At 70.4% G+C, this 20,605-nt stretch carries 23 protein-coding genes; 17 read left to right on the forward strand and 6 right to left on the reverse strand.

Going from position 1 to position 20,605, the window contains the following annotated elements:
• Positions 1–63: 63 nt before the first annotated feature.
• The 10 genes from ABZV94_RS17970 (at position 64) to ABZV94_RS18015 (ending at position 8,474) form a co-directional block, all read left to right on the forward strand.
• Positions 64–504 (forward strand): hypothetical protein, encoded by a 441-nt coding sequence (locus ABZV94_RS17970; RefSeq protein WP_356341305.1) that lies wholly within the window; start codon positions 64–66, stop codon positions 502–504.
• A gap of 210 nt (positions 505–714) precedes the next feature.
• A complete protein-coding gene (gene atpB, locus ABZV94_RS17975) occupies positions 715–1,551 on the forward strand; it encodes a F0F1 ATP synthase subunit A (RefSeq protein ID WP_356341306.1) in 837 nt (278 codons plus the stop codon).
• Between the two features lie 76 nt (positions 1,552–1,627).
• Positions 1,628–1,879 (forward strand): ATP synthase F0 subunit C, encoded by a 252-nt coding sequence (gene atpE, locus ABZV94_RS17980; protein WP_093499060.1) that lies wholly within the window; start codon positions 1,628–1,630, stop codon positions 1,877–1,879.
• Between the two features lie 37 nt (positions 1,880–1,916).
• A complete protein-coding gene (locus ABZV94_RS17985) occupies positions 1,917–2,462 on the forward strand; it encodes a F0F1 ATP synthase subunit B (protein WP_356341307.1) in 546 nt (181 codons plus the stop codon).
• Positions 2,459–3,274 carry a F0F1 ATP synthase subunit delta gene (locus ABZV94_RS17990; RefSeq protein ID WP_356341308.1) on the forward strand — a complete coding sequence of 272 codons (816 nt, stop codon included), beginning with the start codon at positions 2,459–2,461 and terminating at the stop codon, positions 3,272–3,274. Before ABZV94_RS17985 ends, ABZV94_RS17990 begins: the two co-directional genes overlap by 4 nt.
• 140 nt (positions 3,275–3,414) lie before the next feature.
• Complete coding sequence (gene atpA / locus ABZV94_RS17995) at positions 3,415–5,007, forward strand: F0F1 ATP synthase subunit alpha (protein ID WP_356341309.1); 1,593 nt, start codon at positions 3,415–3,417, stop codon at positions 5,005–5,007.
• A gap of 20 nt (positions 5,008–5,027) precedes the next feature.
• Complete coding sequence (locus tag ABZV94_RS18000; RefSeq protein WP_356341310.1) at positions 5,028–5,945, forward strand: F0F1 ATP synthase subunit gamma; 918 nt, start codon at positions 5,028–5,030, stop codon at positions 5,943–5,945.
• Positions 5,946–7,382 carry a F0F1 ATP synthase subunit beta gene (gene atpD, locus ABZV94_RS18005; protein ID WP_014675014.1) on the forward strand — a complete coding sequence of 479 codons (1,437 nt, stop codon included), beginning with the start codon at positions 5,946–5,948 and terminating at the stop codon, positions 7,380–7,382.
• Between the two features lie 119 nt (positions 7,383–7,501).
• Positions 7,502–7,876 carry a F0F1 ATP synthase subunit epsilon gene (locus ABZV94_RS18010; protein WP_356341311.1) on the forward strand — a complete coding sequence of 125 codons (375 nt, stop codon included), beginning with the start codon at positions 7,502–7,504 and terminating at the stop codon, positions 7,874–7,876.
• A gap of 151 nt (positions 7,877–8,027) precedes the next feature.
• Positions 8,028–8,474, forward strand: coding sequence for a DUF2550 domain-containing protein (locus tag ABZV94_RS18015; RefSeq protein WP_356341312.1), 447 nt, complete (start codon positions 8,028–8,030; stop codon positions 8,472–8,474).
• Between the two features lie 80 nt (positions 8,475–8,554).
• On the opposite strand, the gene ABZV94_RS18020 is transcribed toward ABZV94_RS18015, so the two are convergent.
• From ABZV94_RS18020 to ABZV94_RS18030, 3 genes are all read right to left on the reverse strand, one after another.
• The gene (locus ABZV94_RS18020) at positions 8,555–10,375 is read right to left on the reverse strand and encodes a glycoside hydrolase family 18 chitinase (RefSeq protein WP_356341313.1); all 1,821 of its coding nucleotides are present in this window, start codon (positions 10,373–10,375) and stop codon (positions 8,555–8,557) included.
• A gap of 125 nt (positions 10,376–10,500) precedes the next feature.
• Positions 10,501–11,142 carry a response regulator transcription factor gene (locus ABZV94_RS18025; RefSeq protein WP_356341314.1) on the reverse strand — a complete coding sequence of 214 codons (642 nt, stop codon included), beginning with the start codon at positions 11,140–11,142 and terminating at the stop codon, positions 10,501–10,503.
• Positions 11,139–12,311: a histidine kinase gene (locus ABZV94_RS18030; RefSeq protein ID WP_356341315.1), complete on the reverse strand. Its 1,173-nt coding sequence runs from the start codon at positions 12,309–12,311 to the stop codon at positions 11,139–11,141. The genes ABZV94_RS18025 and ABZV94_RS18030 overlap by 4 nt, the downstream gene beginning before the upstream one ends.
• Before the next feature lie 151 nt (positions 12,312–12,462).
• Here ABZV94_RS18030 and ABZV94_RS18035 point away from each other — a divergent pair, with 151 nt between their 5' ends.
• Positions 12,463–13,071 carry a hypothetical protein gene (locus tag ABZV94_RS18035; protein ID WP_356341316.1) on the forward strand — a complete coding sequence of 203 codons (609 nt, stop codon included), beginning with the start codon at positions 12,463–12,465 and terminating at the stop codon, positions 13,069–13,071.
• Positions 13,068–13,571: a DinB family protein gene (locus ABZV94_RS18040; protein ID WP_356341317.1), complete on the forward strand. Its 504-nt coding sequence runs from the start codon at positions 13,068–13,070 to the stop codon at positions 13,569–13,571. Before ABZV94_RS18035 ends, ABZV94_RS18040 begins: the two co-directional genes overlap by 4 nt.
• 91 nt (positions 13,572–13,662) lie before the next feature.
• On the opposite strand, the gene ABZV94_RS18045 is transcribed toward ABZV94_RS18040, so the two are convergent.
• Genes ABZV94_RS18045 through ABZV94_RS18055 form a run of 3 tightly spaced genes read right to left on the reverse strand, consistent with a single transcriptional unit; the run spans position 13,663 to position 15,833 of the window.
• Entirely contained in the window at positions 13,663–14,235 is a 573-nt protein-coding gene (locus ABZV94_RS18045) for a cob(I)yrinic acid a,c-diamide adenosyltransferase (protein ID WP_059264202.1), read from the reverse strand.
• A 13-nt stretch (positions 14,236–14,248) separates the two neighbouring features.
• Positions 14,249–14,998, reverse strand: coding sequence for an ABC transporter permease (locus ABZV94_RS18050; protein WP_356341318.1), 750 nt, complete (start codon positions 14,996–14,998; stop codon positions 14,249–14,251).
• A 46-nt stretch (positions 14,999–15,044) separates the two neighbouring features.
• Positions 15,045–15,833 carry an ATP-binding cassette domain-containing protein gene (locus ABZV94_RS18055; protein ID WP_356341319.1) on the reverse strand — a complete coding sequence of 263 codons (789 nt, stop codon included), beginning with the start codon at positions 15,831–15,833 and terminating at the stop codon, positions 15,045–15,047.
• Positions 15,834–15,912: 79 nt separating this feature from the next.
• Here ABZV94_RS18055 and ABZV94_RS18060 point away from each other — a divergent pair, with 79 nt between their 5' ends.
• The 5 genes from ABZV94_RS18060 to ABZV94_RS18080 form a co-directional block, all read left to right on the forward strand.
• The gene (locus tag ABZV94_RS18060; protein WP_356341320.1) at positions 15,913–16,554 is read left to right on the forward strand and encodes a TetR/AcrR family transcriptional regulator; all 642 of its coding nucleotides are present in this window, start codon (positions 15,913–15,915) and stop codon (positions 16,552–16,554) included.
• A 251-nt stretch (positions 16,555–16,805) separates the two neighbouring features.
• Positions 16,806–17,234, forward strand: coding sequence for an NUDIX hydrolase (locus ABZV94_RS18065; RefSeq protein ID WP_356341325.1), 429 nt, complete (start codon positions 16,806–16,808; stop codon positions 17,232–17,234).
• A 9-nt stretch (positions 17,235–17,243) separates the two neighbouring features.
• On the forward strand, positions 17,244–18,092 hold the full coding sequence (locus tag ABZV94_RS18070; protein ID WP_356341321.1) for a 3-hydroxyacyl-CoA dehydrogenase family protein: 849 nt from the start codon (positions 17,244–17,246) through the stop codon (positions 18,090–18,092).
• Positions 18,093–18,250: 158 nt separating this feature from the next.
• Entirely contained in the window at positions 18,251–18,574 is a 324-nt protein-coding gene (locus tag ABZV94_RS18075; RefSeq protein ID WP_014675024.1) for an STAS domain-containing protein, read from the forward strand.
• Between the two features lie 222 nt (positions 18,575–18,796).
• The coding region (locus ABZV94_RS18080) for an ATP-binding protein (RefSeq protein ID WP_356341322.1) at positions 18,797–20,605 on the forward strand (1,809 nt) is incomplete at its 3' end.

Consider the following 20,605-nt stretch of genomic DNA (forward strand, 5'->3'; position numbering starts at 1 on the left):
TCAGCCCGGGACTACGCTCGTCCATGACGACACCCTGCCCCCTGTGAAAGCGGAGTTGCCGCCATGCCGTCCAATGACGTCCGGATCCTGGCCCAGGCCGCCGTGCCCACGGCTGCCGTCGGCGTGATCGCCGCCGTTGTCAGCGGGGTGGTCGCCGGTGGCAAGGGGGCCATCGGGGCCGTCGTCGGGACGCTGGTGGTGATCGCGTTCATGGGTCTCGGCCTCTACGTGCTCCAGCGCACCGCTCGATCCTTTCCCCAGCTGTTCCAGATGATGGGCCTGATGCTTTACGCGGCTCAGCTGTTGCTGCTGGTCATCTTCGTCGCCCTGTTCAAGAACACGACGCTGTTCAACCCGCGTGCCTTCGCCATCGTGCTCGTGGTCGCCACCCTGACATGGATCGCCGCGCAGACGCGTGCGCACATGAAGGCCAAGATCCTCTACGTCGATCCCGATGCCTCGTCGAAGGGCGACAAGCCCGAGAAGACAGGGCACTCGTCGTGAGGGGTAGGGCCGGGATAAAGGCGCACGAGAGATGCTGCTATCGTCCGGTGCCAACTGCGGCATCGCGGGCGCGGGTATCTGAGCTGACGCCTGCCCAATCGCGAGGCGAGATGCCCCACAGCCGCCCCCACATCCGTAACACCAGTCCCGTGCCGAACCGCGGCCGTGCGCCGCGCCGACACAACGAGGTTGCCGTACCTATGCGCCACGATGAAGGAGCCCGCGGTGAGTGCTGACCCGACGCAGACGCTCGCTTTCGACACGAGCTGCCACCTGTTCGACGGGTGCGGCTTCCCGGCTCCGGGCCTGCACTCGTTCCTGTTCAAGCCGCTCTTCGGCGACGCGGACAGCAACGTGTACTTCAACAAGACGATGCTGCTGGCGCTGCTCGGTTCCATCATCATCGTGGGCTTCTTCTGGGCCGCCTTCGCCAAGCCGAAGGTCGTTCCGGGCAAGCTCCAGTTGGTGGCCGAGGCCGGTTACGACTTCGTGCGCCGTGGCGTCGTCTACGAGACCATCGGCAAGAAGGAAGGCGAGAAGTACGTTCCGTTCGTCGTCTCGCTGTTCTTCTTCATCTGGATGATGAACCTCTGGTCGATCATCCCGGTCGCCCAGTTCCCGGTCACGGCGATCATCTCGTACCCTGCGGCCCTGGCCGGCATCGTCTACATCACGTGGGTCGTGCTGACCTTCAAGCGTCAGGGCTTCGTCGGCTTCTTCAAGAACGTCACGGGCTACGACAAGACGCTCGGCCCGGTGCTCCCGCTGTCGATGACGATCGAGTTCTTCTCGAACCTCATCGTCCGGCCGTTCACCCACGCCGTGCGACTCTTCGCCAACATGTTCGCCGGTCACACCCTGCTGCTGCTCTTCACCGTCGCCAGCTGGTACATGCTGAACGGCATCGGCATCGCCTACTCCGGTGTCTCGTTCGTCATGGTCCTCGTGATGACGGCCTTCGAGCTCTTCATCCAGGCTGTGCAGGCCTACGTCTTCGTACTGCTGACCTGCAGCTACATCCAGGGCGCGCTCGCCGAGCACCACTGAGCGCCAACCCGATCCACCACCCATGTCATCCGGTGGCCAACCCCCACCGGTCCTTGAAAGAGAAGGAAGAACCGGCATGTCCGCTCTTGCGCAGGCCACCCTCGCCGCCACCCAGATCAAGGGCAACCTCGGCTCGATCGGTTACGGCCTCGCCGCGATCGGCCCGGGCGTCGGCATCGGCATCATCTTCGGCAACGGCACGCAGGCCCTCGCCCGCCAGCCCGAGGCGGCCGGCCTGATCCGCGCCAACCAGATCCTCGGCTTCGCCTTCTGTGAGGCGCTCGCCCTGATCGGTCTGGTCATGCCGTTCGTCTACCCGACCTCCTGACCCGACCGTCGCGCACCAATAGACGAAAGGCACTGATATGAGCCCCCTGGTTCAGCTCGCGGCTGAGGAGGCCGAAAACCCCCTCATCCCGCCGATCCCAGAGCTCGTCATCGGCCTGATCGCCTTCGTCATCGTCTTCGGCTTCCTGGCCAAAAAGCTCCTCCCGAACATCAGCAAGGTTCTGGAAGAGCGCCGCGAAGCCATCGAGGGCGGTATCGAAAAGGCCGAGGCCGCGCAGACCGAGGCCCAGAGCGTCCTTGAGCAGTACAGGGCCCAGCTCGCCGAGGCCCGGCACGAGGCCGCGCGCCTGCGCCAGGAGGCGCAGGAGCAGGGTGCCGCGCTCATCGCCGAGATGCGGGCCGAGGGCCAGCGGCAGCGCGAGGAGATCGTCGCCGCCGGCCACGCCCAGATCGAGGCCGACCGCAAGGCCGCCGCGTCCGCGCTGCGTCAGGACGTCGGCAAGCTCGCCACCGAGCTGGCCGGCAAGCTCGTCGGCGAGTCCCTCGAGGACCACGCCCGCCAGAGCCGTGTGATCGACCGCTTCCTCGACGAGCTCGAGGAGAAGGCCGAGGCCACGCGATGAACGGAGCGAGCCGCGAGGCCCTGGCAGCCGCACGTGAGCGTCTCGACGCGCTGACGGACTCCACGTCCGTCGACGCCGCGAAGCTCGCGGACGAGCTGGCGGCCGTCACCGCGCTGCTCGACCGCGAGGCCGGCCTGCGCCGGGTCCTCACCGACCCGGCGCAGCCCGGGGAGGCCAAGGCGCAGCTGGTCCAGCGCCTGATCGGCGGCCAGGTCAGCGGCACCGCCGCCGACCTGGTGTCCGGACTGGCCAGGTCCCGCTGGTCGCAGCCGCGCGACCTGGTGGACGCGCTGGAGGAGCTGGCGAACATCGCCGACCTCACGGCCGCGGAGAAGACGGGCACCCTCGACGACGTCGAGGACGAGCTGTTCCGGTTCGGCCGGATCGTCTCCTCCAACACCGAGCTGCGTGCCGCGCTCACCGACCGTGCCGCCGGCGCCTCGGCCAAGACGGAGCTGCTGCACCGGCTGCTGGGCGGCCGGGCCAAGCCGGCCACCGAGCGGCTGGTGACGCGCCTCACGACCGCGCCGCGTGGACGTAGCCTGGAGACGGGACTGGAGTCCCTGTCCAAGCTCGCCGCCGAACGCCGGAACCGCATGGTCGCCGTCGTCACCTCGGCGGTGCCGCTGAGCGACGGGCAGCGCGAGCGCCTCGGTGCCGCCCTGACCAAGCTCTACGGGCGTCGGATGCACCTCAACCTCGACGTCGACCCCGAGGTCGTCGGCGGGATCCGGGTGCAGGTCGGTGACGAGGTCATCAACGGCTCGCTCGCGGACCGGCTGGACGAGGCCGCCCGCCGCATGGCGAGCTAGCAGCAACTCGATATTTCGAGAAGAGCAGTACGTACTTACGGCCCTGGTTGGGCCGTGCAGAGGATTCACCTCCTGTTGGGGGGAGTCCCCATCCCCCCAAAGTGAAACTTCGGGCCCAACAAGGAGAGCAGGGAACCCAGATGGCGGAGCTCACGATCCGGCCGGAGGAGATCCGGGACGCGCTGGAGAACTTCGTCCAGTCGTACAAGCCGGACGCGGCCTCGCGCGAGGAGGTCGGTACGGTCACCCTTGCCGGCGACGGTATCGCGAAGGTCGAGGGCCTGCCCTCGGCCATGGCCAACGAACTGCTGAAGTTCGAGGACGGCACCCTCGGCCTCGCGCTGAACCTGGAAGAGCGCGAGATCGGCGCCATCGTCCTCGGTGAGTTCAGCGGCATCGAGGAGGGTCAGCCGGTCACGCGCACCGGCGAGGTCCTCTCCGTCGCGGTCGGCGAGGGCTACCTCGGCCGCGTCGTCGACCCGCTCGGCAACCCGATCGACGGCCTCGGCGAGATCGAGACCGACGGCCGCCGCGCCCTCGAGCTGCAGGCCCCCACGGTCATGCAGCGCAAGTCGGTGCACGAGCCGATGGAGACGGGCTACAAGGCCGTCGACGCGATGACCCCGATCGGCCGTGGTCAGCGTCAGCTGATCATCGGTGACCGCCAGACCGGCAAGACCGCCCTGGCCGTCGACACGATCATCAACCAGCGCGACAACTGGCGCTCGGGCGACCCGAAGAAGCAGGTCCGCTGCATCTACGTCGCCATCGGCCAGAAGGGCTCCACCATCGCCGGCGTGCGCCGCGCGCTGGAGGAGAACGGCGCGCTGGAGTACACGACCATCGTCGCCGCCCCGGCGTCCGACCCGGCCGGCTTCAAGTACCTGGCGCCGTACACCGGTTCGGCCATCGGCCAGCACTGGATGTACCAGGGCAAGCACGTCCTGATCATCTTCGACGACCTGTCGAAGCAGGCCGACGCCTACCGTGCCGTGTCGCTGCTGCTGCGCCGCCCGCCGGGCCGTGAGGCCTACCCGGGTGACGTCTTCTACCTGCACTCCCGGCTGCTGGAGCGCTGCGCCAAGCTCTCCGACGACATGGGTGCCGGTTCGATGACCGGTCTGCCGATCGTCGAGACCAAGGCCAACGACGTCTCGGCGTTCATCCCGACCAACGTCATCTCCATCACCGACGGCCAGTGCTTCCTGGAGTCGGACCTGTTCAACGCCGGTCAGCGTCCCGCGCTGAACGTCGGTATCTCCGTCTCCCGAGTCGGTGGTTCCGCGCAGCACAAGGCGATGCGCCAGGTCTCCGGCCGCCTCCGCGTGGACCTCGCCCAGTTCCGTGAGCTGGAGGCGTTCGCCGCCTTCGGTTCCGACCTGGACGCGGCCTCGAAGGCGCAGCTGGAGCGCGGTCAGCGCATGGTCGAGCTGCTGAAGCAGGACCAGTACCAGCCGATGGCCACCGAGGACCAGGTCGTCTCCGTCTGGGCCGGCACCAACGGCCGGATGGACGACGTGCCGGTCGCCGACATCCGCCGCTTCGAGCGGGAGCTGCTGGACTTCCTGCACCGGAAGCACCAGGGCCTGATGACCTCCATCAAGGAGGGCGCCAAGATGTCGGACGACACGATCCAGGCGATCGACGACGCCGTGGCGGAGTTCAAGAAGCAGTTCGAGACGAGCGACGGCAAGCTGCTCGGCGAGGACGTTCCTGCCGCTGCCGCCAAGTGACGTAAGGAAGGACCTGACTCATGGGAGCCCAGCTCCGGGTCTACAAGCGTCGCATCCGATCCGTCAGCGCGACCAAGAAGATCACCAAGGCGATGGAGATGATCGCCGCCTCGCGCGTCGTCAAGGCGCAGCGCAAGGTGGCGGCCTCCACGCCGTACGCGCAGGAGCTCACGCGCGCGGTCACGGCGGTCGGTACGGGTTCGAACACCAAGCACCCGCTCACCACGGAGGCGGAGAACCCGACCCGTGCCGCGGTCCTGCTCCTCACGAGCGACCGCGGTCTGGCCGGCGCCTTCAACTCCAACGCCATCAAGGCGGCGGAGCAGCTCACCGAGCGCCTGGAGCGCGAGGGCAAGCAGGTCGACACGTACATCGTCGGCCGGCGCGGTGTAGCCCACTACAACTTCCGTGAGCGCAAGATCGCGGAGTCGTGGAGCGGCTTCACCGACGAGCCGACGTACGCGGACGCCAAGAAGGTGGCGGCGCCGCTGATCGAGGCCATCGAGAAGGAGACGGCCGAGGGTGGTGTGGACGAACTCCACATCGTCTTCACCGAGTTCGTCTCGATGATGACGCAGACGGCGCTCGACGCCCGGCTGCTGCCGCTGCGCCTCGAAGAGGTCGCCGAGGAGGCTCACCCCAAGGGGGAGATCCTTCCGCTGTACGACTTCGAGCCCTCGGCGGAGGATGTCCTCGACGCCCTGCTGCCGCGCTACGTGGAGAGCCGTATCTACAACGCGCTGCTCCAGTCGGCCGCTTCGAAGCACGCCGCGACGCGGCGCGCGATGAAGTCGGCCACCGACAACGCGGGTGAGCTGATCAACACGCTCTCCCGTCTTGCCAACGCGGCCCGCCAGGCCGAAATCACCCAGGAAATCAGCGAGATCGTCGGTGGCGCGAGCGCCCTGGCCGACGCGACCGCGGGGAGTGACCGATAAATGACCACCACTGTTGAGACCGCGACGGCTACGGGCCGCGTCGCCCGGGTCATCGGCCCGGTCGTCGACGTGGAGTTCCCCGTCGACGCGATGCCGGACATCTACAACGCCCTCCACGTCGAGGTCGCCGACCCGGCCAACGCGGGCGAGAAGAAGACGCTGACCCTGGAGGTCGCCCAGCACCTGGGTGACGGCCTGGTCCGCACCATCTCCATGCAGCCGACCGACGGTCTGGTCCGCCAGGCCCCGGTCGTCGACACCGGCGACGGCATCACCGTCCCGGTCGGCGACTTCACCAAGGGCAAGGTGTTCAACACCCTCGGTGAGGTCCTGAACGTCGACGAGCAGTACGAGGGCGAGCGCTGGTCCATCCACCGCAAGGCCCCGAACTTCGACGAGCTCGAGTCGAAGACCGAGATGTTCGAGACCGGCGTCAAGGTCATCGACCTGCTGACCCCGTACGTCAAGGGCGGCAAGATCGGTCTGTTCGGCGGCGCCGGCGTCGGCAAGACGGTGCTCATCCAGGAGATGATCTACCGCGTCGCCAACAACCACGACGGTGTCTCCGTGTTCGCCGGCGTCGGTGAGCGCACCCGTGAGGGCAACGACCTCATCGAGGAGATGTCCGACTCGGGCGTCATCGACAAGACCGCGCTGGTCTTCGGTCAGATGGACGAGCCCCCGGGCACCCGTCTGCGCGTCGCGCTGGCCGGCCTGACCATGGCCGAGTACTTCCGTGACGTCCAGAAGCAGGACGTGCTGTTCTTCATCGACAACATCTTCCGCTTCACGCAGGCCGGTTCCGAGGTCTCCACGCTGCTCGGCCGCATGCCGTCCGCGGTGGGTTACCAGCCGAACCTGGCCGACGAGATGGGCCTCCTCCAGGAGCGCATCACCTCGACCCGCGGTCACTCGATCACCTCGATGCAGGCGATCTACGTCCCCGCCGACGACCTGACCGACCCGGCCCCGGCCACCACCTTCGCCCACCTCGACGCGACGACGGTTCTGTCCCGTCCGATCTCCGAGAAGGGCATCTACCCGGCCGTGGACCCGCTGGACTCCACGTCCCGGATCCTGGACCCGCGCTACATCTCGCAGGACCACTACAACGCGGCCATGCGCGTGAAGACGATCCTGCAGAAGTACAAGGACCTCCAGGACATCATCGCGATCCTCGGTATCGACGAGCTCGGCGAGGAGGACAAGCTCGTCGTCCACCGTGCCCGTCGTGTGGAGCGCTTCCTGTCCCAGAACACCCACGTCGCCAAGCAGTTCACCGGTGTGGACGGCTCGGACGTGCCGCTCGACGAGTCGATCGCCGCGTTCAACGCGATCTGCGACGGCGAGTACGACCACTTCCCCGAGCAGGCGTTCTTCATGTGCGGTGGTCTCGAGGACCTGAAGAAGAACGCGAAGGAGCTGGGCGTCTCCTGACTTCGGGCACTCGCCTGAGTCATGAGGGGGCGGGGTGCGTCCCGCCCCCTCACTCACGCCCACTAGAATTGACCCCAACACCCGGCGCCCCTGCCGGGTGGTGACCCGAGGAGCCACCCTTGGCTGCTGAGCTGCACGTCGAGCTGGTCGCCGCCGACCGCCAGGTCTGGTCCGGCGAGGCCACCCTGGTCGTCGCGCGCACCACGTCCGGCGACATCGGCGTCATGCCCGGTCACCAGCCGCTGCTCGGTGTGCTGGAGTCGGGCCCGGTGACCATCCGTACGAGTGATGGTGGAACGGTCGTCGCCGCGGTGCACGGCGGTTTCATCTCGTTCGCGGACAACAAGCTGTCCCTGCTGGCCGAGATCGCCGAGTTGTCGGACGAGATCGATGTCCAGCGCACGGAGCGGGAACTGGAGCGTGCGAAGGCGGAGGGCGACGCCGTCGCCGAGCGCCGCGCGGATGTCCGCCTGCGTGCTGCGACGGCGCGCTGAACCAGCCGCGCTGTACGTTGACGTCACTCAGCCGCGGCCGGCCCGGAGCAATCCGGTGCCGGTCGCGGCTGAGGCAGATGTGGGTGTTTTTTCCGTTTCATTACTCAGTCGTAGAAGCAGTTCTACCTAGGAGACGAGGAGGTCGGTGCCGATGGTCCTCGCTCTGACTGTGTGCGGGATCGTGGTCGCGCTCGTGGTGGTGGGACTGTTCCTGTTCGGGTTGCGCCGCAGGCTCATCCAGCGCTCCGGCGGCACCTTCGACTGTTCGCTGCGCTGGGACCTGCCGGAGAAACCGGACACGGGTGGCAAGGGCTGGTCCTACGGCGTCGCCCGCTACAACGGCGACCGCATCGAGTGGTACCGGGTCTTCTCCTACGCCCCCCGCCCCCGCCGCGTCCTGGAGCGCGGGCTGATCGAGGTGGCCGGGCGCCGGCTGCCCGAGGGCGAGGAGGAGCTGGCGCTCCTGTCCGACGCGGTGGTGCTGGCCTGTACGCACCGGGGCACGCGCCTGGAACTCGCCATGAGCGAAGACGCGCTGACCGGATTTCTCGCGTGGCTGGAGGCAGCCCCGCCCGGACAGAGGGTGAACGTGGCGTAGCCACGTTCACCCTCTGGGTGGGGGTCCCCCCGGACGAAGTCTGGGGGAGCGTCAACGTCGCTTAGTGGTGCTCTTCGCTTCTACAGGTTGCTGCTGATCGCGTTCACCAGTTCACCGTTGCTGGTGTCACCGCTGAACTCCCAGAAGAACGCGCCGCCGAGGCCCTGGTTCTTGGCCCACGCCATCTTCGAGGCGATGGTGGCGGGGGTGTCGTACGACCACCAGTTGCTGCCGCAGTGCGCGTAGGCGGTGCCGGCGACGGTGCCGGTGGCCGGGCAGGACGTCTTGAGGACCTTGTAGTCCTCGATGCCCTGCTCGTAGGTGCCGGTCGCGGGACCGGTGGCCGTGCCGCCCGGGGCGTCCTGGGTGACGCCGGTCCAGCCGCGGCCGTAGAAGCCGATGCCGATGAGCAGCTTCTTCGCGGGCACGCCGATCGCCTTGAACTTGGCCATCGCGTCGGCGGTGGTGAAGCCCGCCTTCGGGATGCCGTCGTACGAGGTGAGCGGGGAGTGCGGGGCGGTCGGGCCCTTGGCGTCCCAGGCGCCGAAGAAGTCGTACGTCATCACGTTGTACCAGTCGACGTACTGGGCGGCGCCCGCGTAGTCCGCGGCCTCGATCTTGCCGCCGGCCGAGCCGTCGGCGGTGGTGGCCGCGGTGACCAGGTTGTTCGAGCCGAACTTGGCGCGCAGCGCGGACATCACGTTCTTGAAGGCGGCGGCCCCGCTGGTGTCACAGGTCAGGCCGCAGGCGTTCGGGTACTCCCAGTCGATGTCGATGCCGTCGAAGACGTCGGCCCAGCGGGGGTCCTCGACCAGGTCGTAGCAGGACTGGGCGAAGGCGGCCGGGTTCTTGGCCGCGTCGGCGAAGCCGCCGGACCAGGTCCAGCCGCCGAAGGACCACAGCACCTTGATGTTCGGGTACTTGGCCTTCAGCTGGCGCAGCTGGTTGAAGTTGCCGCGCAGCGGCTGGTCCCAGGTGTCGGCGACGCCGCTGACCGACTGGTCGGCGGTGAAGGCCTTGTCGTAGTCGGCGTAGGAGTCGCCGATCGCGCACTTGCCGCCGGTGACGTTGCCGAAGGCGTAGTTGATGTGCGTGATCTTGGCGGCGGAGCCGGACGTCACCAGGTTCTTGACGTTGTAGTTGCGGCCGTAGATGCCCCACTCGGTGAAGTAGCCGAGCTTGACCTTGTCGCCGGTGGGCGGGGGAGTGGTGCCGCCGCCGGTGGTGTGCACCTTGACCGCGCCGCTCACGGGCCCGGTCTGGTCGGCGGTGTCACGGGCCTGCACGGTGTAGGAGTAGTCGGTGCCGGCGGTCAGGCCCGTGTCGGTGTACGACGTGGTGGTGACCGTGGCGACCTTGGTGCCGTCGCGCAGGACGTCGTAGTTCTTGATGCCCTTGTCGTCGGTGGCCGCGCTCCAGGAGAGCTTCACCGAGGTGTCGGTGACCGAGGAGGCGGTCGGGGTGCCGGGGGCGGAGGGGGCCGCGTCGCCGGGGACCGTCGTGCCGTCGCAACTGTCGCCGTTGAGCCTGCAGTTGGACGGGGAGCCGGAGCCCGCGCCGTTGAAGCCGAAGGAGACGGAGGCACCCGGGGCGAGGGTGCCGTTGTAGGACTTGTTCTTCGCGGTCCAGTGGGTGCCGGAGCCGGTGACGTCCGCGTCCCAGGCGGAGGTGACCGAGGTGCCGGAGGGGAAGTCCCACTCGACGGTCCAGGAGCTGATGCTGCTGGTACCGGTGTTCTTGATGGTCCACTGGCCACCGAAGCCGGTGCCCCAGTCGCTCGTCTTGGTGAAGCCGGCCGTCGCGTTCGCCGCCGCCTGGGCCGGGCTCGCGAGTCCGACCAGGCCGGCCAGGGGGAGCAACAGGGTCGCGAACCCTGCCGCGGCTCTGTGTCTGAAGCGCATGCTGCGCCTCCCTCGTCGTCGGGGGTGTCAGGGGCATGACTGAGCCTTCACGCCCACGGTGCTGCGAGGGTAGAAAGGTCTGGACCACCCGTCAATAGGTCTGGACCATTCCTGGGCGAGCCGCGCTATACCCCCAACTGCCGGGCGAGGACCGCCGCTTGCACCCGGCTGCGCAGCCCCAGCTTGGCCAGCAACCGGCTGACGTGCGTCTTCACCGTGCCCTCCGCCATGTCCAGCCGGGCCGCGATCTCCGCGTTCGACAGGCCCTCGCCGATACAGCCCAGTACCTCCCGCTCCCGCCGGGTGAGGTCCTCCAGCACGGCCGGGCCGGCCGCCGTCTCCCGCGCCGGACCCGCGGCGAACTCGGCGATCAGCCGCCGGGTCACGGCCGGCGCGACGATCCCCTCACCGCGCGCCACCGTCCGCACCGCCTCCAGCAGCTCCCGCGCCTCGGTGTTCTTCAGCAGGAACCCGGCCGCGCCCGCCCGCAGTGCCCCGAACACATACTCGTCGAGGTCGAAGGTGGTGAGCACGAGCACGTCCGCGAGCCGCTCGGCGACGATCCGCCGGGTCGCGGACACCCCGTCCAGCCGGGGCATCTGCACGTCCATCAGGACCAGATCCGGACCCAGGCTCCGGGTCAGCTCGACCGCCTGCTCGCCGTCCGCGGCCTCGCCGACCACCTCGATGTCCGGAGCGCTGCGCAGGATCAGGACGAGTCCGGCGCGGACGGCGGACTGGTCCTCGGCGACGAGGACACGGATCATGCGGGGTCTCCTTCGGTGAGCGGAAGCGTGGCGCGTACGGCCCACAGGGTGCCCCGCGGTCCGGCCTCGAACGTGCCGCCGAGCAGCGCGGCCCGTTCCCGCATCCCGGTCAGACCGGAACCGGAGCCGGGTGCGCGCGGGCCGTCGCCCGGCCGGTAGGGGCTCGTCACCCGGATGTCCAGCCGTCCGTCCCGCTGCCGGAGCGAGACCCGGACGCTCCCCGGCGCCGCGTGCTTCAGGGCGTTGGTCAGTGACTCCTGCACGATCCGGTAGGCGGCGAGCTCCACGGGCGTCGGCACCCTGCCGTGGCCGGCGTCGAGCGTGACGTCCAGGCCGCCCGCCCGGGCCCTGTCGACCAGCGAGCCGAGCCCGTCCAGCGTGGGGGACGCGGCGGGCTCCCGGTCCCCGCTGCTGTCGCGCAGGATGCCGATCAGCCGCCGCATCTCGGCCAGCCCCTCGACGCTGTTCTCCCGGATGACGGCCAGCGCGTCCCGGGAGGTCTCCGGGTCGTCGAGGGAGAGAGCGGCCGTGGAGTGGATGGCGATGGCCGACAGGTGGTTGGCGACCATGTCGTGCAACTCCCGCGCCATCCGGGCCCGTTCGGCGGTGACCGCCTGGGTCCGGTCCATCTCGGCCAGAAGCGCGGTCTGCTCCGCGCGCAGCCGGGCGGCCTCGGCGGCGTCGCGGTGGTTGCGCACCAGGGCGCCGGTGGCGGCGGGGGCCAGCGCCACCACCCCGACGCCCACGCCGATCAGCAGCCCCTGCGGGTCGCGCCAGAGCGCCGCCGGGACGATCCCGCCGACGACCGTCAGCATGCCGGTGATCCACGGGATGCGGCGGGCGGAGGCCGGAGTGCCGTACAGGACGGCCGCGTACATCAGGTCGGTGTACAGCACGACCGTGACGATGCTGCCGAGCGTCACCGTGTCCAGGGCCAGCGCGAGCGTGCCGATCAGCAGCCCGGTGCGCGGCCGGATGCGGCGCAGCGGCTCGCAGGCGGCGGTCACCGCGAGCGGCACCAGCGGTGCCCACGGCGCCTCCCACAGCACCAGGCTGTCGGACGCCAGCCGGGGATGGATCCCGAGCGCCCACAGCAGCACCCCGCCGAGCAGGCCGCCCACGGCGATGCGCAGGTCGTCGCGGTGCGGGCGGGGGAGTGCGAGGGGCATGCCCCCATCCAACACGGGCCCGGGGCGGGCCGCCTGCGTCCGCAGGAGGGTCCCGGCCTATGACTTTCGCTTACGGCGGTCTCCTCTGCGCCGACGACGAGAACGGCGCCCCGGGCCGGGAGCCTGGAAGGGTGGACGAGGGGAGCGAACCGTGATCGTCGGACTGATCATCGCCTGCGAGGTGGCGTTCTGGGTGCTGCTGGCGGCCGGGCTGGCCTTCCGGTACGTGTTCCGCATGGCGCGCACCGGGCTGGCCCTGCTGCTGTGCGAGCCGCTGCTGGAGATCGTGCTCTTCGCCGTCACCGCGACCGACCTGAGGAACGGCGCCGAACCCGACTGGCGGCACGGGCTCGCCGCGGTCTACATCGGCTTCACGGTCGGCCTCGGCCACTCCACCCTCAGGTGGGCGGACGCCCGGGTGGCCCACCGCTTCGCCGGCGGCCCGCCCCCGGTGAGGCCACCCCGGTACGGCACGGCCCGCGCCGTCCACGAGTGGAAGGTCGCGGCCCGCTGGATCCTGGCCTCGGCCGTCGCCCTCGCCCTGCTCCAGGGCGCGGTCTGGTACGTCGGCGACGCCGGGGACACCGGTCCGCTGCGGGCCTGGCAGCAGCGCATGCTGTGGGTGATCGGCATCAACCTGGTCATCGCCGCGAGCTACACGCTGTTCCCGAAACGGGAGCCGCGTCGCGGCGCCGGCGGGACCGCCGCCGAAAAGTCTGTCGACACCGGGGCGGGCGCCGGGACATCATCACCGCGATGACACGCACCGACACGCCTCCCGCCTGGGACGAGCGCACCCAGCTGACCACCTTCCTCACCTACGTGCGCGCCACCGCGCGCGCCAAGTGCGAGGAACTCTCCGACGAGGACGCCGTGAAGGCGATCCTCCCCGGCTCGCCGCTGATGACCATGAGCGGGCTGATCAACCATCTGCGCTGGGTCGAGTACTACTGGTTCCGGGTCGTCTTCCTGGGAGAGCCGGACGAGGGCCCCTGGACCGACGAGGACCCCGACCGCGAGATGCGGATCGCCGTCGACATCCCGCTGTCCCGGCTGCTCGACGAGTACGCCGAGGAGTCCGCCCGGCACGACGAACTCGTCGCCGCCCACGACCTGGACACCAAGGCGCAGGTGAAGCGGGGCAACGGCGATCCGGTGGACCTGCGCTGGATCCTGCTCCACCTCATCGAGGAGACGGCCCGGCACAACGGCCACCTCGACATCCTGCGCGAGCAGATCGACGGCCGCACCGGCGACTAGGGTCTTCCGTTCGGATCAGGCCGGATCAGGGCGCGGTGCCAGGGCCCGCGAGCCCGGCACGATCCGAACGAGAGGCCCTGGGCCAGCGGGGCTAGCGCTCGCCGCCCGGCACCCACAGCACGTCGCCGGTCTCCCGGTTGGCGCTGCGGGCCAGGATGAACAGCAGGTCGGAGAGGCGGTTGAGGTAGGTCGCGGTGAGCGGGTTCATCGTCTCGCCGTGCACCTCCAGGGCCGCCCAGGTGGAGCGCTCGGCCCGCCGTACGACCGTGCACGCCTGGTGCAGCAGGGCGGCGCCCGGGGTGCCGCCGGGCAGGATGAAGGAGCGCAGCTTCTCCAGCCGCTCGTTGAAGCGGTCGCAGTCCGCCTCCAGTCGGTCGATGTAGAACTGCTCCACCCTCAGCGGCGGGAACTCCGGGTTCTCCACCACGGGCGTCGACAGGTCCGCGCCGACGTCGAACAGGTCGTTCTGGACGCGGGTGAGGACCGTGACGATCTCCTCGTCCAGGCCGCCCAAGGCGATGGCGGTACCGATCACCGCGTTGGCCTCGTTGGCGTCCGCGTAGGCGGAGATCCGCAGGTCCGTCTTGGGCACCCGGCTCATGTCGCCGAGGCTGGTGGTGCCCCGGTCCCCGGTCCTCGTGTAGATACGCGTCAGGTTGACCATGCGGCCAGCGTAGTTACGCCCCGGCCGTCCGGAACACCCGTGTGCCCGTCGTCACGGCCAGTACGGCGAAGCCGACGGCGACCAGGACGCCGTAGAGCATGTGCGTGCTCGTGTACCGGCCGACGTACGCGTCCCGGACGGCGTCCACCAGATAGCGGAACGGGACGAAGTGCGACAGCACGTCCAGCCAGGCCGGCGCGAGGGTCATCGGGAGCATCAGGCCGGACAGCAGCATCGACGGCATCGACACCATGTTGATCAGCGGGCCGAACTCCTGCGGGGTGCGGACCTTCATGCCGAGCGCGTACGACAGCGACGCGAGCGAGAGCGTGAGCAGGGCGACGAACGCGAAGCCGATCAGAATGCCGGCCAGCGGTGCGCGCAGGCCCATCACCAGCGCGGCCAGCACCAGCAGCACCGCCTGGAAGACGAACACCGTGGCGTCCCGCAGCACCCGGCCGAGCAGCAGGGCGAGCCGGCTGACCGGTGTCACCCGCATCCGCTCCACCACCCCCTGCCCCTTCTCCACGATGACCGTGAACCCGGCGAACAGGGCGCCGAACAGACCGAGCTGGAGCAGCAGGCCGGGGACCAGCACCTGCCAGGAAGTGCCCGGTCCGCCCAGCGGCAGACCGGTGAGCAGCGGGCCGAAGAAGAGCAGGTACAGCAGGGGTGTCAGCACCCCGAAGAGCAGGGCGAAGCGGGAGCGCAGGGACTGGCGGAGGTAGCGGCCGAAGACGAGGGCCGTGTCGTGAAGCAGCATCGGGTGGGTCCTGACCGTTTCTGTGCGGCCTGTGCGGCCTGTGCGGCTATACGGCGACGGGGGCGGTGTCGGCCGAGGGGGAGGGCCCGCGGCCGGTGACGGCGAGGAAGGTGTCCTGGAGGGTGGCGTCGAGCGAGCCGCCGTAGCGGAGCCTGAGCGCGCTCGGGGTGCCCTCGGCGGCGACCGTGCCCCGGTCGACGATGACCAGGCGGTCGGCGAGGGCGTCCGCCTCGTCCAGGTAGTGGGTGGTCAGGAAGACGGTCGTCCCGTGCGTGTCCCGCAGCCGGCGGACCAGGTCCCACAGGTCGGCGCGGCTCGCGGGGTCCAGACCGGTCGTCGGCTCGTCCAGGAACAGCACCTTCGGGCGGTGGGTGAGCGCCATGGCGATGTCCAGGCGGCGCCGCTGGCCGCCGGAGAGCGCGCCGGTCCTGCGGTCGAGGAGCCCGGTGAGGTTCAGTTCCGCGGCCAGTTCCGCGGCGCGGGCCACCGCCTCCGCCTTCGGCAGGCGGTACATCCGGCCCTGGGTGACCAGTTCCTCCCGCACGGTGATCTGCGGGTCCACCCCGCCGGACTGGGCGACGTAGCCGCTCACCCGGCGCACCCCGGCCGGATCGGCGGCGAGGTCGTGGCCGGCGACGGTGGCCGTGCCGCCGGTCGGCTTCAGCAGGGTGGTGAGCATCCGCAAGGTGGTGGTCTTGCCCGCGCCGTTGGGACCGAGGAAGCCGAGGATCTCCCCCTCGGGGACGGTGAGGTCGATGCCTCGGACGGCGTCGACGGGGCCGGCCTTCGTCCGGAAGGTGCGGGCCAGGCCCGCTGTGCTGATGACTGCTGCCATGCCTCCAGAAAAACAGAGGCACTGAAATTTTGCAATGACTCCAAGTTTTCAGCATGCCCAGCGAAGTTAGACTGCGGGCATGGCAGAGGGGCTCAGGGAGCGGAAGAAACGGCAGACCCGGCAGTACATCTCGGACGTCGCCACCGGGCTGTTCCTGGAGCGGGGCTTCGAGGCGGTGACCGTCGCCGAGATCGCCGAGGCGGCGAACGTCTCGGTCAACACGGTCTACAACTACTTCCCCGCCAAGGAGGACCTCTTCTTCGACCGCTCCGCCGGCGTGGCCGACCGGCTCGCCCGCTGGGTCCGGGGCCGGGACGCCGGGGAGTCCGCCGCGCACGCCGTCCTGCGCGAACTGCGCGGCGAGGTCGAGGCCGTCTCGCCCCGGGTCGGCCTGATGGAGGGCTACGACCGCTTCATGCGCGTCATCCACGAGGCCCCGCCGCTGCGCTCCCGGCTGTGGAGCCTCCAGCAGGAGATCCACGACACCCTTCGGGAGGCCCTGCGCGAGGAGACCGGCGCCGCCGCCGACGACCCGCTGCCGGACCTGATGGCCGGGCAGATCTGCTGGATCCACCAGTGCGTCTTCGTCACCATCGGCCGTGAGATGCTCGCCGGGCGCAAACCGGCCGAAGTGTCACGGGAGGTACTCGTCCTCCTGGACGACATCGAGGACCTGCTGAGCGAAAAGGTGCTGGGCTATGCCGTCCGGGGCGAGTCCTAGGCGGCCCGGCCCTGGAAGGGTTCCGCGGCCCGCCGCAGGTGCCGGCCGTCGTCCAGGCCCTCACCTGTCCACCTGGGGCCACCCGGTCGCGGCACCGTGGTGAACCGGTGCGGCACGGCGCCGCGTTCTCCGTGCGCTTCCCTGTCCGCCGGGTGACGCGCCCTCAGCGGCCCTGCGGGCCGGGGCGCTTGCGTGGGAGGATCCCGGGCCGGCCGAGCCGCGGCGCGCGGCCGGCGAGGTGAGCGTGGGAACTGCCCTGCGGCAGGGTCGAGGACGGTGAGGGCGTCCTGGAAGCCCTCCGCCGGGAGACCGCCGAGGAGACCGGGCCGACCATCGAGGCGGTGTGCGGCTACGTCGGCCATTTCGACTACGCCGACAGCCGCGGCGGTACGACCCGTCAGTTCACCTTCGCCGTCACCGTCCGGAGCACGGCACCGCTCGTCCTGACGGAGCACGACGCGCACCGATGGGCGGACCCCGCTGACCTCCCCCCGGTAAGCGACGCCGTCCGGGCCCTCATCGGCCGCTGGCCGCCCGGCTCGTGGAGCCGCCCTCCCGGCCCGTACCCCTGCCGGTGTGATCTCCGTCAAATGGGACGTGACGCGCGTTACTTACCGGTCACACAGCGGCGCCGGAGCGCTATGGTCCGCCGAGAGGCAGACCTTTCACCGCGTTCATAGGGAGTCGGAGTGGCACGGAAGCTCGCCGTCATCGGGGCCGGTCTCATGGGTTCCGGCATCGCCCAGGTCGCCGCGCAGGCGGGCTGGGACGTCGTCCTGCGCGACGTCACCGACGAGGCACTGAACCGCGGCACCGACGGCATCAAGGCCTCGTACGACAAGTTCGTCGGCAAGGGCAAGCTGGCCGCCGAGGACGCCGAGGCCGCGCTCGCGCGCATCACCCCGACCACCGACCTGGACGCCGCCGCCGAGGCCGACGTCGTGGTGGAGGCCGTCTTCGAGAAGCTGGAGGTCAAGCACGAGATCTTCCGCGCGCTCGACAAGCTCGTGCGCGAGGACACCGTGCTCGCCTCCAACACCTCCGCCATCCCGATCACCAAGATCGCGGCGGCCACCGAGCGCCCCGAACGGGTCGTCGGCGTGCACTTCTTCTCGCCGGTGCCGATGATGCAGCTCGTCGAGCTGGTCCGCGGCTACAAGACCAGCGACGAAACCCTCGCCACCGCCCGGGAGTTCGCCGAGTCCGTCGGCAAGACCTGCATCGTCGTCAACCGCGACGTCGCCGGCTTCGTCACCACCCGGCTCATCTCCGCCCTCGTGGTCGAGGCGACCAAGCTCTACGAGTCGGGCGTCGCCACGGCCGAGGACATCGACCTCGCCTGCAAGCTGGGCTTCGGCCACGCCATGGGCCCGCTCGCCACCGCGGACCTCACCGGCGTGGACATCCTGCTGCACGCCACGAGCAACATCTACACCGAGTCCCAGGACGAGAAGTTCGCCCCGCCGGAGCTGATGCGCCGGATGGTGGACGCCGGTGACATCGGCCGCAAGAGCGGGCAGGGCTTCTACACGTACTGAGTCAACCCGCTCACGCACGACCACCCCGGGAGTGTCACTCCCCGGGGTGAATTCGGTATCGGTTCGCTTACAAACAGCAACCGCACCGCCACCCGAACAGTCAGACGTTGCACAGCACCGTCACCGAGTACGCCAACCGCACTCAACGGGGAGCGCATATGCACATCAGGGGCGACCACGCCGAGCTGGTCGTCGGGGGCCGCCTCGACGTACGCAGCGCGGCGGACGCCCGTACGGCCCTGCACTCGGCCGTCGACACCGGAGTCGGCGATCTGGTGCTCGACCTGTCCGAACTGGACTCCTGGGACGCCACCGGACTCGGGGTGATCATGGGTGCCCACCGGCGGGCCGGCCGCTGCGGGCGCCGTCTGGTGCTGCGGGGCGTGCCCCCGCAGATGCAGCGTCTGCTGGTGGCGACCCGGCTGCACCGCATCCTCGCCATCGAGGGCGGCATCGGGGTGGAGTCGCTGCCCCGGGTGTGAGGCACGGGAGCGAGGTACGCAATCCTCACAAGACCGTGACGTCTCGGACCGCATGGCACCCCGCCCTGTCGGAGACACTGAGGGAAGGTTTAGGGTGCGGTCGCCCGCCGCCTCGCAACCCTCGCCCGAGCGGGCCCGGACCAGAAGCGACAGCGCGGTGTGCGACAAGGCCGGGAGGGGCCGCGAACACGGGCACACGACGCTTTTGGGGGGCTTGAACCCATGGACCGAATCGAGCCGATCGACCCGATCCACCCGGGCTCCGAGGAGCACGGCCAGGCGCACGGCCGCCGCCCGCCCCGGGACTCCCTCACCTCCGACTTCGCCGCCGGCCCGGCCGTGCCCGCCCGCATGGCCCAGCTCGTCAGCGGCGACCTGCAACTCACCGTCAATCCGGTCGACGGCAGCGAGATAGAGCCCTGCCCGCCGGCCGAACTCCCCGGCAGGCCCCGCAAGCGCACCGCCGACGAGCGCGCCGGGACGGAACGCGCCGCCCTGCCGCCCGTGCCGCCCGGCCCCGCCCGGCCCGCGCTCTCCCTGCTGGAACGCCAGGACGAACGCGAACGCCTGGTCCGCCTCCTGGCCCGGGGCCGCTCCGTCCGGCTCACCGGCCCGGCCGGCTCCGGCCGCACCGCCCTGCTCGACCTGGTCGCCGAGGACTGCGTGGACCTCGCCCCCGACGGCGTGGTCCGCCTCAGCGGCTTCCACCGCACGGCCGGCGACCTCCTGCACGAGCTGTTCCACGCCGTCTACGACGCCCCCCGCCACCGCCCCGACCGGGACGAACTCCTCGCCTGCGTCCAGGAGATCGGCGCGGTCGTCGTCCTGGACGACCTGGAGTTCGGCGGCGCCGCCCTGGACGAACTGCTCGACGCCACCCCCGAGTGCGCGTTCCTGTTCGCCGCCACCCCCGACGTGGCCGCGCCCTCCGCCGGGTCCGAGGTCGAGGAGGTGTTCCTCGGCGGCCTCGACCGCGCCGCCGGCGCGGAGCTCCTGGAGCGGGCCGTCGGCCGGGTGCTCACCGAGGAGGAGTCCAACTGGGCCGGCGACCTCTGGTTCGAGTCCGAGGGGCTGCCCCTGCGGTTCGTCCAGGCCGGCGCCCTGCTCCGGCAGCGCGACCACCTGCGGGCCAGCACCGGCGCGGTCGACGAGTACGGCGTCTTCGAGGACGTGCGCGTGCCGGCCGACCCGCCCGTGGACCTGGAGGACGAGGTCCCGCTGCCCTCCCTCGGCGAGGCCGCCGCCCCGGCCCCGCTGCTCGCCTCCCGGCTCAGCGCCTCCGCCCGCGCCACCCTCCGCTTCGCCGTCGCCCTCGGCGGTGAGATACCCCACCAGGCGCACCTGCCCGCGCTGGTCGGCGACACCCACGCGGACGCCGCCCTCGGTGAGCTGGCGAGCTGCGGCCTGGTCTCCCCGGTCGGCTCCCGCTACCGCCTCGCGGCGGGCGTGCAGACCCAGCTGGAGGCCGCCGGGTACGCCGACGACGCCGCCGGCCACGCCGACACCGCCGCCCGGCACTACGCCTGGTGGGCCGGCCATCCCTCCGTCACCCCCGAGCGGGTCTGCGCGGAGGCCGACGCCGTCCTGGCCGCGCTCGCCGCCGTCGTCCCGCGAACCACCCCGCCCGTCGAGGGCGAGGAGAGCAGCGCCGTACGGCTGGCCCGCACGGCCGCGCCCGCCTTCGCCGCCGGACTCCACTGGAGCGCCTGGGAACGGGCCCTGCGGTCCGGTGCGGAAGCGTCCCGGCTGTCCGGCGAGGTGACCGAACAGGCCTACTTCCACCACGAGTTGGGCATCCTCGCGCTCTGCACCGGCCAACTCGACCGGGCTCGTGCCGAACTGGAGGCGTCCGGCGGGCTGCGCGGTGCCCTCGCCGACAAGCGGGGGACGGTCGCCGGCCGGCGCGCCCTCGCCCTGCTCGCCGACCGCGCGGGCGAGGCGCCCGGGCTGCCAGTTGCGGGGTGCCTCGCTGAGGCGTGCTCAGGCCCGTGGCCGAGCGGCGGTTGCGGGGTGCGTCACTGTAGTCGTGCG

This window comes from Streptomyces sp. NPDC004658, from assembly GCF_040609555.1.
Lineage (GTDB): Bacteria > Actinomycetota > Actinomycetes > Streptomycetales > Streptomycetaceae > Streptomyces.